The organism is Mycobacterium sp. SMC-8 (genome assembly GCF_025263565.1).
Taxonomy (GTDB): Bacteria; Actinomycetota; Actinomycetes; order Mycobacteriales; family Mycobacteriaceae; genus Mycobacterium.
Genome location: NZ_CP079868.1, coordinates 16,272 through 30,651, shown reverse-complemented (window position 1 = coordinate 30,651; position 14,380 = coordinate 16,272). Strand labels below are relative to the sequence as shown.

General features: G+C 61.9%; 9 protein-coding genes. 4 read left to right on the top strand and 5 right to left on the bottom strand.

Annotated features, from left to right (window positions below; all coding sequences use genetic code 11):
- Positions 1 to 62: 62 nt before the first annotated feature.
- The 3 genes from KXD97_RS32625 to KXD97_RS32615 all read right to left on the bottom strand — a co-directional run bounded on the left by KXD97_RS32625 (position 63) and on the right by KXD97_RS32615 (position 4,567).
- Positions 63 to 980, bottom strand: a complete 918-nt coding sequence (locus tag KXD97_RS32625) for a phosphotransferase family protein (RefSeq protein WP_260758572.1) — start codon at positions 978 to 980, stop codon at positions 63 to 65.
- A gap of 702 nt (positions 981 to 1,682) precedes the next feature.
- Entirely contained in the window at positions 1,683 to 3,467 is a 1,785-nt protein-coding gene (locus KXD97_RS32620) for a hypothetical protein (protein ID WP_260756158.1), read from the bottom strand.
- A complete protein-coding gene (locus KXD97_RS32615; RefSeq protein ID WP_260756157.1) occupies positions 3,464 to 4,567 on the bottom strand; it encodes a hypothetical protein in 1,104 nt (367 codons plus the stop codon). The genes KXD97_RS32620 and KXD97_RS32615 overlap by 4 nt, the downstream gene beginning before the upstream one ends.
- 1,816 nt (positions 4,568 to 6,383) lie before the next feature.
- Between KXD97_RS32615 and KXD97_RS32610 the strand changes: the two genes are divergently transcribed.
- From KXD97_RS32610 to KXD97_RS32595, 4 genes are all read left to right on the top strand, one after another.
- On the top strand, positions 6,384 to 6,818 hold the full coding sequence (locus KXD97_RS32610; protein WP_260756155.1) for a hypothetical protein: 435 nt from the start codon (positions 6,384 to 6,386) through the stop codon (positions 6,816 to 6,818).
- 46 nt (positions 6,819 to 6,864) lie between these two features.
- Positions 6,865 to 8,835, top strand: coding sequence for an HD domain-containing protein (locus KXD97_RS32605; protein ID WP_260758571.1), 1,971 nt, complete (start codon positions 6,865 to 6,867; stop codon positions 8,833 to 8,835).
- A gap of 193 nt (positions 8,836 to 9,028) precedes the next feature.
- A complete protein-coding gene (locus KXD97_RS32600) occupies positions 9,029 to 9,622 on the top strand; it encodes a hypothetical protein (RefSeq protein ID WP_260758570.1) in 594 nt (197 codons plus the stop codon).
- Between the two features lie 532 nt (positions 9,623 to 10,154).
- Positions 10,155 to 11,801, top strand: a complete 1,647-nt coding sequence (locus tag KXD97_RS32595) for an IS1634 family transposase (RefSeq protein WP_260756015.1) — start codon at positions 10,155 to 10,157, stop codon at positions 11,799 to 11,801.
- A 95-nt stretch (positions 11,802 to 11,896) separates the two neighbouring features.
- Here KXD97_RS32595 and istB read toward each other — a convergent pair whose 3' ends face one another.
- Both istB and istA read right to left on the bottom strand, forming a co-directional pair.
- A complete protein-coding gene (gene istB / locus KXD97_RS32590; protein WP_070351813.1) occupies positions 11,897 to 12,697 on the bottom strand; it encodes an IS21-like element helper ATPase IstB in 801 nt (266 codons plus the stop codon).
- 1 nt (position 12,698) lies between these two features.
- On the bottom strand, positions 12,699 to 14,321 hold the full coding sequence (istA, locus tag KXD97_RS32585) for an IS21 family transposase (protein WP_260753010.1): 1,623 nt from the start codon (positions 14,319 to 14,321) through the stop codon (positions 12,699 to 12,701).
- Positions 14,322 to 14,380: the final 59 nt, after the last annotated feature.

Sequence of the window (14,380 nt, the reverse complement as noted above, 5' to 3'; positions counted from 1 at the left end):
ATTTCCGCGCACGAACGAAATGAGTTAGACCGTACAACTGGCGCCTTGCACTTCGGTCTGCCTCAATGAGCCAATCCGTTCAGCGGGCGCCGCGACCAATCGTCCATCACCTCGGAGACATCGCGACCTTCCACCAACGCGTCGGAGATGGCCTCAAAGTGCCCGGCCAGAGCGGCCGCGGGCAAATCGAGTTTCGACTCTGCGATCCGCTCGTAACATCCGGCGACATCGATGGCCAGCTGCCATGAGTCCTCGAATAGATAGCGGAAGTCGTAACTAGGTTCGCCTTGCTCGACGCAGGAGAAATCCCACACAGCCTTTAGCGCGCCGTCATGTTCCGCGAAGAGCATGTTTCCCAAGTGGAAGTCGTTGTGAAGGGTGGGCGCGCCAGGTTTCGTCGCCGCGACCGGTGCAACCCATCGGTCATGGAAACGCGCCATTACAGCTTCGACCTGTTTTCTTGAGTGGGCCGGAACCGATGACCAATGCCGCTGCGTCGCCTCGACGAGATGATCGCTACCCAGCGTCGGGATCCCCAGTGCTGCTACCTCTTCGACCGACATGCTGCAATGCATGCTCAGTAGGAATTGAGCCATGGACGCAGCGGTCCGATCGCTGGTGCGCTCGGCTTCAGCGCCATATTCGCCCGGCTCTAGGCGGACGCCTTGAAGGGTCCGGTAGGCCGCGAACCGAGTGCGTACCCCGGTCCACTCGATGACGGGAACCTCAGCGGGCAGCCGAACACGCAACAACTCGAGTACCTCACACTCGCGTACGAAGGCGTGGCTGGCGTCTCGCGGGAATCGAAGTATCCATCCGTCTGTGGTGCTCAACACTACGTTTTGCCAACCCTCGAACAGGTCGACGGAACTCAGGTCCACGTCATGAGATTCACCGCTGGCGAGCGCTAGTAGGCTCGCCTTATCCATGCTTTGCGCGACGGGCGGCAATGAACCGCTGCCCGGTTCGTCATCAGGCATCGTCGTCCTTTCGCATCGCTGGTGTCAGCTGAGCTGAAGTTGCCGTCGGTGAGCTCTTGTCCGGCTTGTCCGCGAGGCGCCGGTTTAGAAATAGCACTTGCGCTTGTGCATCGGCGCTGCAGCTCTGTCGTCTCCTACCCCACACCGCCCCCTCTCCGCCAGCCGACGGGGTTCGACCGTATCCGTCCACACCGACAATCGGGGCGGCGCCACCAAGTGGAAGTTTCAGCTGGCGACTTGCGGTTCACAAGCTCCCCGGGGACTTGCGCCTCTAACTCCCGCATCTGTCCATCAGGCACACTCCTCCGAGGCCGCCCACATAAACACAAAGGTCACGAACCATTTCTGGTTCGTGACCTCATGCGCCGCGGTTCGTAGAACCGCTCGTGGTGGGCAGTTCAGTTACGCTGGTCAGCGCGGGTTTGTGTGCCCGCTTCCACTGCGTTTTGAGGGTTTGTCCACAGGCTTTCCGATGCGCAGCGGCCGTTCTGCGTATGGCGTCGTTATGGCTGGTAAGCCCCTAGGGGCCCGGCGTGATCGGCTGCTTGTCGGATGCTGAAGAACGCGGGCCTACGTCGCGTTGCCGGTTCTGCCCGAAGTTGCCTCATCGCGGCCGAAATCTCCACAACCTTGTTCGCCTCGAACACACCAATAGGCGGGCTGACCGAAGGAGCCAGCCCGCCTAGCTGCGAGAAGGGTTTGTCAGCTGCGTCGGGGCATCGGCGTGGGTTGGTGTCCGAGATCGGCGGCAAGTTGGCGCAGCCGGATGTCGATGGCTTCGGTGCGCCGCATCTTGGGGTCGTAGTTCTGTTGGGCGCGGATGTTGACGGTTGCGGCGGCCAACGCGATGGCGATCTTGATCATCGGCGTTCTGCGCGGCCCCGTGGTCAGTGAGTCCAGGCCGGCGACGTGGCGAGACTTGAGCTGGCTGAATCGTTGTTCGGTGAGTGCTCGGGCGGCTTCGAAGTACAGGGTGTGCTCCCAGGAGCCGGGGACGAGGTCCCACTGGGCCATCTTGAGCTGACCATCGGTGAGGTAGACGGTGATACTGGAGTTACTGCAGCACGCCATGGCGTCGGCAGGCCAGTCTGGTTCGGCCATCGGCAGTCCGGTGACCTCGGTGTGCATCGATTCGGGTTTGTGCGGGCACATGACGGTCCCGAGTGCTGCCGGGCAGACTTGCCGGATCTTGACCCGCTTCGGTGGTGTGGCGCCAAGTGCTGGCCGACCGAATCGGCAGTCAGTCATTACCGGCCTTGAGTGCAGCCCCATCAGGAAGGGATAGATGGCTTGCAGGCGGCGATCGTGGGTTCCGAAATTGTCTTGTGCAAGGAGTTCTTCGGTGCTGGGAGTGCGGTGGCCGGTGATCCGTTTGGTCACTGCGGGACAGTAGAACGCGCCGGCGTACTGCAGGGGTCCGGGTTCGAGTCCGTCGGGTGCGCCCGGCGGTGAGGCGCTCGGGTATTCGACGGTCCAGTGCTTCGGGTAGCGCACCACCGGTGAGAAGCCGTGTTCGAGCATGAGCTCGGCGAACCCGTTCTTGGGGTTGTAACCCATATCGGCGGCGAGCAGCGGTCGCCGGGATCGGCCGCTCCTACTTCCGCGGCGCCCATCGATACCGTTGCGGCGAGCGTGGGTCAACGCGGTCGCTAGGCCCTCGACGCTGCCGCTGGTCGGGGCGTGGACGTCCATGCCGACGAACAGGGCGGGCTGGGCGTGCAAGGCGTCGCGGCGCGCGACCCGGGACACGAAGGTGGCTCCGATGCCGAATCCGCTGGATTTGATCTCGCCTGGGATGCCGGGTTGTTTGATTTGGCCGCGCTTGTCGCGGGCCCAGTACCGCGCTACCGAGGATGCTCCGCGGTAACGCTCTGGACGGGTGCCCAACATGCCGTCGGGTGCCGCGGTGTTGATGATCGTTTCGTCGACAACGACGTCGCCGTGACAGTCGGGTGGGGCAACGGTCCTGATCGACCCGTAGAGCAGATCGTTGATCACTGCGGTCAGTCGTTGATTGGCCGCGGCGCTGCGGGCATGGTCCTCGGGGCTGCGGGCGTGGAGGCGGGCGGTGTATTCGGCGTTGGTCATCCGCCGGGCGGGCAGATCTGAGTCAGGGTCCAGGGGTTGCATGCGCAAGCTCCAGAACCGGTGGAAGCGTTTGTACTCGGTGTCTGCCATGGTTCTGATTGCGGTGCAGTCTTGTCCTGCCATGCCGACCGCGGCGAGCTGATTGGCGCTGAATTCGCCGAGGGTGTCCATGGTGCCCCGCAGACTGTACGGGCGCCCGATGATGAATCGCACAAGCAGCGCGACGAGCACCCCGGTCACGGTGTAGGTAATCCCTACGGGCTTGCGGCCGCCCGGCTGTGCGGTGTGGCGGTAGTAGTCTTCGATGCTCTGTGCTGCACCAGATTTCACGATCACCTCCAGCGCGGTGGCGAATACATCGTCGGCGATCGTGCACAACTGCTGTCGGTTGCGGATCATCGCCGCGCCTCGTCGAGGATGGTGATGGCGTGGCGCAGTTTGTACTGTGTCACCAGGCTGCGTTCATCGACGAGGATTCGCAGTTCGCATAGGTCGGCGAGTTGTTGCAGCAGTACTGCCGGTATGCGTTCGGCCAGATCCAGCACCCACCGATTGCGCAACGCGATCGGGTCGATGCTGGGGTGGCCGTGGTTGCGCAGTTGCTCACCGATTCGGTTGACGATGTTGCGTTCCGCGGCCACGGCGTGGGGGGCCAAGATGAGGCGGTCGCCGAGGCCTGCCGCAAGTCCCACGAGCCGGGCACCAATCTCGCGGTCCCAGACCGGCACCTGGCGCACACCTCCGCCAAGATTCGGCAACGCCACAACCGCGACTGCACGACCGTCGACGGTGGTGGTCGTGATCGCGGTGCCGCGCAGGCTCCGGAAGTCCGCCGGCCGGGCGCCTGCACCGTAGCTGAGGTCTAGCAGTGCTTGCGTCCGTTGCGATAGGCGTGCCGGCAGCCGAGGGATCAGCGTCCGCAGGCGCGCGATCTCGGCATGGCTAGCCACCGGATGCCGATGCCGCGCCGACGCGTTCATGCCGATCCTGGGCGGGAACTGTTGTGGATGTAGACGGCGGCCCGTCCGGTACAGGATGTAGCGGCGTTGGTCAGCGGATCGCTTGCTGGCGGTGGCCGTGGCGGCCAGGTGTTCGTCGACGTTGGCCCTGGTAAACGCCCGTACCGGGTCGACCACATCGCCGAACGCCGCCCACACCAAGAATCGCGCGACGTGTCCGACATCTTTGCGGTCTTGTTCGGCGCTGGTGAACGGCACCTGGCACCGCAGGGTCGCGGCCGCCGTGATCGCTGCGCGCGCCACCTCCGGGTCGTCGGCACCGACGGTCTGGCGCAGCAGTGTGGCCAGCCGGTCATGCTCCGACGGTGGCAGCGCGGGAAGCTGCCTCACCGCGGATTGAGCGACGAGCATCGCTGTTTGCGCCGCTGACTCCGCGGCGGGACCGTGAGCAGCCGCCTGAGGGCTGACCGGTGGGCTGGCCGCGATGGTCATCTTCTTGAACCGCGCCATCAGCGGGCCGTCCTCGCCCCGATTGACCAACGGTCGCAAGCTGGTCGGCCTGCACGGTTTCGGTAGGGCGTCTTCGCGCCTAGCAACCTCGGCCCCAGGATTCGGTCGAGGCAATCCGGCGTGGACGGTTGACAGGTTTGTTCGTGCACGGTGGAATACACCTATCCCTCCTTGAGGGGTCTAGAGCCGAGAGACTCTTGATGAACGCCGAAGCTGGGTTGCCCCCCAGCTTTTGGCATTTCTGGGCTCGGCACAGCCGAGAAAGGTGAATGTTCGCGTTTCGGCGCGAGACCGTTCTAAGAGCTACCTATTCGGGCGTCCTTCCCTTGATTGTGGTCGTCGTGCAGCGGTCCATTGAAGCGGCGCTTCTACGCCCCGTCTGCCGGTGCCGGCGAGTCCGCGGCAGAGCACTGCGCGAAACAGGTATCTGTTTGGTCAGGCAGTGCTCCGGCGAGAAGACGCTCCCCGTCTGGGACAGCGTCAGACCTTGGGCATCGGCGTAGTCATAGATTCGGGCGGCCAGCTCGGGGGTTAAGCTGAACTCCACGCGCACGCGCTCGCGGCGTTTCATTACCGGTCGAGCCATGGAAACCACCTCTGCTGTGGAGGTCCGGATCACTCCGGAGGAGGCCGAAGATCTCGTGGCGCGAATATAGCCGAACATTGGCTACACCCGTTTCCGGCAATATCGATCGGCACTGTAATCCGTTGCTTCTCAATAGCTTTGGGTTCTATATCGGCATCCAAATTTCGAGTGCCGACATAGGTAAAAGCGTTGTGCGCAAAGATCTTTCATGCGCGTTTTTGTGGATTGACTGCTTGTGCGCGCTGCACGGCATCTGTGCCTTCGACAGAAAGAATCGTCCTTCGGCGTGTCGTCTACGCGTAGGCTGTGGTCGCGACGATTTAAAAGACGCACTCGGATGCCTACGCCATGGAAAAACAAGACTGCCGTCGCCTCACCGATTTGCAGGACGAAGCACTATGGCGAGCAACACGTCACACCGTGCTATCGCCACGCGCCGTCCATGATCGCCGGATCATCGACATCGGCCGCAGCCGTAGCCGCCCTATCGAGATGCTCAACGGCCAGCCCACGAGTGTGTCCATCCACGTCTGAACGTTGACGCAGGTCATCGTCTGACTTCTCGGAGGCCCGCTCGGCCGATTGGTCTGTCATCTGGACGCCTTCCCATCTACGACATTGCTGTGTCGCGTAGGCCGCTACTCATGGACGTCAACATCAAGAGCTTGCACAGAGGGCGGCGTGGAGAAACGATGCTATGGGATACGCCTCGCCCCCGGCGGCACGCGAAAGGGTGGGCTCGCCATGGAAAGGCAACCAGCAATGGAGTTCCAAGACCGCGGGAGTGCCTACCTCGATCGAGTTCTAGCCGATCCCGAGCGCGCGGAACGCGTCACCCAGATCCGCCAGCAGATGCTTGCTGACGATTGCGCTTATCGAGCTGATCAGCGAGCAACGCAGGACTAGTGGTGTCAGGTGGCCTCGGCCCACTCTGGGTGGTGCTTGTAATCTCAATGTCCGACCTCTTCCATGCTTGGGCGCGGCTGGGTTGTATCCGCCACTTGTTTGCCGTGTGTCAGGCCCCCGTCGGGTGCCCCACGCGGTCGGAAGTTCAGCTCACGAGTTGTCGGACCACGGCCCTACAGTGGGCCGCGAGGTGACGCGGAAGACATCCCACAGATGCCAACACGCCACACGCAACGCAGGACGGCGCAACAGACTTTCGACTAGGCTAGCCCTGTGGAGCAGCGCAGCTTGACAGAGCGTCGAAATTGTGCATAGTTCATTTATAGAACATGTGTGCGAGGATGGAGGCACTGAATGAGCTCGACCGCGACTGAGATGCGCGCCGACGGCTTCATCGCGACGCTGCTCGCCGGTCTGGCACTCCGCGACGTGGAAGCTCTGAGCATCCGCGGAACGGAGTTCGACAGTGCAGCAAAACGAGTGTTCGATCTTCTTCGCTACAAGCATGCGCCTGCTCATTCGATCGATCTACGATTCCGTGTATACCTCGACAAAATCTACGGGGACTCACCCGTCGTCAGAGAGGCGCTGAGTCAAGCAGCCCAGAGCGACTTGATCGCCCTTGACGACCCTGAATACCAAAATCTGCGGATCAAACTTAACTGTAAAGAAGCAGGACTCTTGGCCGCACAGCTTCCAGGTGGGGCTGCATTGGCAGAAGCTCTCGCAGACGACTTCCTGTCCGACTATGCGTGGGTGGTTCGCAAGCACGTCCGTAGCAGTCAGTAGAGCACGTCTGCCAGAACATTAACCGCTAGGCCGGTAGCCTCGCGCTATGTCGTCACAGATTGCCGATGTGCTGGCCGACTATAAGGCCAACATAGAGGCCTTGGCTGAACAGCTTCTTGCCACATACGTGGAGCGTTTGGCGTCTGCGAAACCTGCACCAAATGCGAAAGAATTTAATGACCCCGTCTGGGGAACGCTGTATGTGAACGCTTTTGAGGTACTGGTCTTAGATAGTCCGTTACTACAGCGGTTACGGCGCATTCGGCAGCTAGGAGTCGCGCATCTGGTCTATCCGGGAGCGGTGCATACTCGATTTGAACATGGCCTCGGGGTGTCTCATCAAGTCAGCCAACTGGCGGAGTCGCTCGAACGTCATTCGGTCAACGCCCCCGGCCAACGGGAACACAATCGCCTAGACGATTGGCATATTGCAATCCTTCGTCTGGCGGCCATATGTCATGACACTGGCCACGGCGTGATGTCCCATGTGTCCGAGAACGCTCTAGACAACGACGCAACATGCGCTGATATACGCTTAGCATTCACGGACTACCTTGAAGATCAGAAAGTTCGCAATCTTGGCGAAATCGCGTCCTACTTTTTGCTGGGCTCGCCGGCATTCGGAAGAATGCTGACAACAGCGGCTGAGTTAGTCCCGGATGGCCTCCCCGTCATACGCCAGGGCCAATCGCAAGTGGACAAGATTAAGGAGTACCAAACCAAACTACCGCGTCTGATTGTCGGTCAAGCGATTGACGACGAGTACCCTCTGATACACGAGCTCATAAGTGGGCCCTTCGACGCTGACAAACTCGACTACATGTCGCGCGACGCCATGATGTGTGGATTGCCCGTTGTGACGGATATACCAAGGCTGATTCAAAAGGTTCGTTCTCGACGCTTAGGCCAGTCCGAGTTGCCTGCGCCTATAGGTGCAACGGTGAGACAAAATCACAGCTACGTGATGACAGGAATTGCTCGATCAGGAGCACGCACTCTAGATGAGCTGTCGTTAGCTCGGACGCTGATGTTCGATAAAGTTTATCGGCACCAAAAGGTACGGGCCGCCGAGGCAATGGTTGCTGGCATCTTCGACCAACTGTTACAAGTCGCCGGCTCGCCGGCTGCCATGCTTCCCTTCCGCGTCTGCGACGAAGAATTGTTGGGTTTGACGGTTCGCTCAGCTCAGGACCTCTTGGATCTGGACGAGGATCAGATCCAGGACAACACGATCGCTAGGCACATACGGACTGCGGTCGATCTTGCGGAGCGCCTGCGCCGCCGCGAGTTGCTTTCGCGGTGCTTCGCCTTCAGCGAACGGATGCCGCTGGATCCCCACAGGGCAGATGCCGGCCGACCAGCTGCGACCCAGAAGTTGAAAGCGACGATTGAGGACCCACGCCGCCGACTTGACCTCATCCGACTGATTGTCACTGAAGCCGCCGAGATAGCAAGCCTTATAGGAGAACCCCCACCCAACAGCGTCGTCCCCGAGGGCGACGTCATTCCATACGTTTGGATGAGTGCACCTCGGACCACGGACGGTACTGGAAAGGTCGGGCAGATAGGCCATGCGTGGTTGATCGGATCCTCTGAAGAAGAGCTGCGCCAAGCTCGTGACGAGTACGCCGAGACCGACCTGTGGTCTAACTCGTATGTTGCAACACGGGATCTAGGTCTTATCTTCTGCCCGCGAGAAATTCGCCGTTCGATGTACCTCGCAGCCGAAAGCGTTGTACGCCGGGAGTTCGGGCTACGCGTACCTCGAACGATGCTCGCGTTCGCCAAGCAAGATGCAGCAGCGCTGGAGGTGAGCAGGCGCACTCTGGCTAGTAATGGATGGTACGACGGAAAGCCTCACGACCTGCGTCCGACGCCAAATGTGTTAACGCTAGCAAACGCTGCAGCGAGACTAAGGGCACTAATAGTCGAAAATCTTGGCGGTTACCAGGGGCCGCTAACTACCGATGCTAGCGGGGAGGCGCGTACAGAATCCTCCTTACACCCGACCGGGTAGCGAATTGGATAAAGCAGTTCCCTACAGATGAGCTTGCCGAGAGCGCGCTCTGCATGTTGGAGGAGTCCGGCACATCAATCGGTCGTACCTCAATAGTGCCCTCGAAGAGTACCTTCAACAGGACAGCGAACGCGGCCCATCGATCTTGGTCCCTTTCGGGCAGCCAAAAGACTCGTCCAGCGTCCTAACATACATGGTGCGGGATCTGGGCAGCAGATTTGACTTCGAACTCAAACCTATCACTGACGCGGTTTTCATGGATCAGCCCATCATTATGATCGATGACTATGTCGGACGCGGTAGTGCAGGTATAGAAATACTTGAGAACTGGCTAGGAGCGGCGAGCACGCAGGACCTTAATCAAAGTAGGGTCGAGCCACTGCCGTCCCGAGTACGCCCTGAACTGCTCAAAGCTGATATTACGATCCTTTTTGCAAATGGGAAACAAGAGGGCGCCGACAGCCTGAGCAATCGAGCCGCAGCACTGGGCTTTGAAAACTTGAAAACTCACATCTACAACACAGATATTCCGTCTCTTCACTCACCGGCTATTATCCCGGATGAGGGAAAGCGCTCTAGGTTAATCGACTTCTGCCGTATCCAAGGCGCTAAAGCCATCATGGAGTCCGGAAAGTCGGAGGCCGTAAGTGAAGAGCGTGCGCTCGGATATGGCAACGACGCGCTACTTCTTGTTGGATCATTTAACACCCCGACGGCGACACTGACGTGCATTTGGAAAGGCAGTAGCGTCTGGACACCGCTACTACCGCGGCTTACAAAAAACTAAGGAGCGAAGGTGGAGATAATCAAAATAAGAAGACTACAAACTTCCACTAGAAATGGGTTCGTTGCATAGCTTGGCCGAGACTGAAAGGGGCACGGCCTTGGTCCGCGTTGCCGTGGCGTGACTGATTCCGGTGTTCTTCGTGGCGAGCGGGCTTGTTCTACCGTGCCTTGCGCCGTGCCGTCAAAAATAGATGCGCTGCATCGCGTCGAGCGTTAGCACGAGCGCCAAGATACGGCGCGACGCCGGCTAGCACCCCTAGCGTCGCCCCAAACATCGCGGGCAACCCGCCTGAGAAGGAACCGACCACGAGGCCACCCACCCCAAGACCTCCGGGCGCCGCCATCTGCCACCAGCGGTCCGATATAGACGACTTCTCCAGGCGGTGCGAGTGTCGCTTGCCAGGGTGATGGGACCACCTGACCTGAGTTGGGTCACTTTGGTCAGTTTTGTAGGGTGGCGGTGTCTTGAGCTGCGGTGATGTCTCCGCTTAGTGCCCCTGCTAGGCACTAATTTGGGTCAGTAGGCTGCCTGGATGGTGTGGATTCGGCGGGTGCGCACGGCCTCGGGCGCGACCGCGGTCCAGATCGCCGAATCCGTCGATGGCCGCCGCCGGATCGTGCGCCATGTGGGCTCTGCGCGTGATGACGCCGAGCTGGGTCTGCTGCTCGAGGAGGCCCGCCGGCTGTTGGCCGATGACACCCAAGGCGAGTTGGATCTGGGGATCACGCCGAAAGCCGTTCGGGCCCATATGGTTCCACCGCCAGCTGGCATGCTGTTCACCGAGGATGCTGGAGAATCCGCAGTACGGGAGTTGGTGGTGCGGCCGCGGGTGCTCAAGAGCTGCAGCGGGCTGCTGTATGACGCCCTGGCGCAGGTGTATGCCAGCCTGGGGTTCGACGACGCGGTCGGCGATGAGGTCTTCCGTGACCTGGTCATCGCCCGGGTGGTCGAGCCGACCAGCCTGCTCGACGCCGATCGGGTCCTCGCCGAGCTGGGACGTACCTCAGCGTCACTGTCGACCCGCAAGCGCACCCTGCGCCGTGCCCGCGGTGGTGGTTACCGCGACCAGATCGCCGCAGCGTGTTTCGCCCACGCCCGCACCGCCGGTGATGTCAGCCTGGTGCTTTACGACGTCACGACCCTGTATTTCGAGGCCGACAAGGAAGACGACCTACGCCGCGTGGGGTACTCCAAGGAACGCCGAGTGGACCCGCAGATCGTGGTCGGGCTGCTGGTCGATCGGTGCGGATTCCCCTTGGAAATCGGCTGTTTCGAAGGAAACAAGGCCGAAACTCTGACGATCGTGCCGATCGTGAAGGCATTCCAAGCCCGCCACGAGATCACCGACATTGTCGTCGTCGCTGATGCGGGCATGCTGGCCAGCGGCAATCTGCGCGAACTTGATGAGGCAGGGTTGCGGTTCATCGTCGGATCGAGGGTTACCAAAGCGCCCAACGATCTGGCCTCGCACTTCCATTGGCACGGCGACTTCTTCACCGATGGCCAGATCATCGACACCATCACCCCACGCGATCGACGCGGCACCGCGACCAAGACCAGCGACCCCAAGCGCAAAGCCGAGCCCGTCTGGGATCCGGCGACCCACACCAAGTCCTGGCGGGCGGTGTGGGCGTACTCGACCAAACGCGCGGTGCGCGACACCAAGACGCTCAACCTGCAGGAGAACAAGGCCCGCGCGGTCGTCGCCGGCGAGAAAGCCGCGCGGGTACCGCGGTTCATCAAGAACTGCAACGGTTCCCAAGAATTTGACGAGGCGTCGTTGCAGCGCGCCCGCCGCTTGGTCGGGCTCAAGGGCTACGTCACCAACATCGACGCCGCACTGATGCCCGCGACCGAAGTGGTCGCCAGCTACCACGACCTCTGGCACGTCGAGGCGTCCTTCCGGATGTCCAAATCCGACCTCGCTGCCCGGCCCATGTTCGCCCGCACCCGCGACGCCATCGAAGCCCACCTGACCATCGTGTTCACCGCCCTGGCCGTCAGCCGCGAAGTCCAGACCCGCACCGGCCTGTCACTGCGCCGATTCCTACGCACCCTCAAACCCCTGCGATCAGCCACCATCGACCTCAACGGCGTCATCGCCACCTACCCGCCAGCCCTAAACACCGAGGTCAACGCAATCCTCAACGCACTGAACGCCGAGAATTCAAGGCACTAAGCCAAATGACCCAACTCGGGCCAGGCGGTGCGAGTGTCGCTTGCCAGGGTGATGGGACCACCTGATTGCCAGGGGGATGGGACCACCGTGGCGCGTTATCGAGGATGCTCGTCGGGTCCCTCTGGGTCAAGCTGACCGGGTCGGGTGCGTTGGCGGTAGGACGGTCCTTCGATGACCAGGGTGTGGGCCGCAGCGGTGAGTCGGTCGATGGCTGATTGGGCGAGCAGGGTGTCGGCGGTCATGGTCAGCCATTCGGCGGGTTCCCGGTTTGATGTCACGATGGTGGTCTTGGTTTGGTGGCGTTCGACGACGATTTCGTAGAAGTCGCTGGTTTCGGTGGCGTCGAGGGGTCGCAGCGCGAAGTCGTCGATGATGAGGACGTCGACGGCCGCCAGTCGGCGGATCTCGGCGTCGACGGTGTGGTCGAGTCGGGCGGCGCGTAGCCGGGTGAACAGTTTGTCGGATCGGGCGAACAGGACGGTGTGGCGGCGACGAATGGCCAAGTGCCCCAGTGCTGTTGCCAGATGTGTTTTGCCTACGCCCACGGGCCCGAGGATGATTGCGGACTGTCCGGCGTCGAGGAATCGTAGCGAGGTCAGGTCGCCGAGCAGGGTACGGTCGTAGCGCAGGTCCTGTTGTGCGGTCCAGGAGTCGAAGCGCATCGTCGGGTCGAGTCCGGCTTTGGCCGCCCGCAGGGCGGCTGATCGGGATTCGCGTCGGGATACTTCGTCGGCAAGAAGTGTTTCGAGGAATCCGATGTGGCTGAGTTTGTGCTGGCGGGCCAGTGCGGCCCGTTCGGGCAGGGTGTCGGCCAGGGCGCCGAGCTTGAGCGCTTTGAGCAGTCGGAGCAGGTCGGCGCCGACCGGGTCTGCGGCCACGCGGTTGGTAGTGGTCATATCAGCAGGTCTCCTCGGAGTCGGCATTGGCGATGACGGTCAATGATGTTGAGGTGGTGCCGAATTCGGATGGATCGCGCGAGAACCGGGTAGCGGTTTGGCCGACGGCCAGCGGCAGTGCCGGGATCGTGTTCTCGGTGGCGCGCTCGAGCATCGAGGCGATCTTGTTGACCGAGACGACGTCGAGATCCAGTGCCACCGAACATGCCTGCTCGACACGCTGCGCGCCGTAACGGCGCACCAGGCCCTGGAGTCGGTAGACGGTGCGCATCCGCGTCCACGGCAGCGGATCGTCGAGGATGCGTTCGGCGTAGATCCCGACGTTCGGGCCATAGGCGGCGCAGGTGGCGATCAGCGTCGTTAAGTCCCGCAGCGCGTAACCGACTTTGTGTTCGGGTAGATCAGCGCGGTCGGTACTGCGGCCTCCCGCAGGCTGACGAGGATGGACTTTGACCAGCACACCGCGGTGATAGAACTTCACCAGCTCACCGTCAGCACGCACGTCGAGGGTGTGCCCGATCCACTGCTCAGGAAGCGAGTAGAGGGCTTTGGCGACCTCGGCGTGGAAGTCGCGGTGCACCTTGACCGCTTTGAACACCGGCACGTCGTAGGCCCCCGGCACCGCCAGCAGCAGCGGTTGCTCCTCGGTGGTGAACACCTCCACCGGCCGTGCGCAGGTGGTGCCGTGGATGCGGGTCCCGGCAGTACGAAGACACCACACGGTGACAGCCTGCTGCGCCTGCTCAATACTGGCGAATGTTTCACCGTCCCAGAAGTTTCGGCGCACGTACTGCACCGCACGCTCCACTCGCGGTTTGTCCTTTGGGGAGCGCACCCGAGCCGGGTCGGTGAGGAACCCGACATGACCGGCGTAGTCGAGCCACCCCTGGGTGAATCGGGGATTGACCGCATCAGCGGCGGCGATCACCGGCTTGAGGTTGTCCGGGATCAGCACCGCGAACACCCCTCCGAAGAACTCCCACGCCGCCTGACATCCGGCGATCACCGCCACCAGGGTCTGCGAGTAGGTCAGCCACACGAACATGTGCCGGGAGTAGACGGCGGTGAAGATCAGCGCGTGCACCTTGCGGCGCCGCCCACCATCGGCGTCGGTGAGCATCCCGAGGTAGCCGAAATCGATCTGGCATTCCACCCCGGGATCCCCGTCGGCGACCCGCACCGTGGTGTCCTTGCGGCCGAAACCGCAACGCTCACCGGCGAATCGGTTCAACGTGCGATACGGCACCACGCACCCCTGACGGGCCAGCAGGGTCTCGATCTTGGTGATCGTCAACGGACGCTGCTCACCCTCGCCGGCCACCCACGCGGTGATCTGGTCCTCGAACCCCAGCAGCTGTTCCCACGCTGCGCCGTGGCCATCCGGGCGTACCGGGCGCACCGCGTCGGCGACAGCCCCGATCAACCCGTCATCGACGGCCTCAACGCCGTCGCTGCGGTGCAGACCAGCCGCTTGCGCAGCCTCGACGTAGCGGCGCACAGTTTTGCGGTCCACGCCGCAATGCGCGGCGATCGTGCGGTAGCCCGGTGCCGGTAGCCCGGCGACCCCCAGCCACACCCGCAGCACTTCCCTGATCTCGTTCACACTGACCTCCCGAAAAGCCATGCCCGCCGCCTCCGTGACTTCGACCGTCACGGCGATCAAACGAACAGATGAAGGGACCA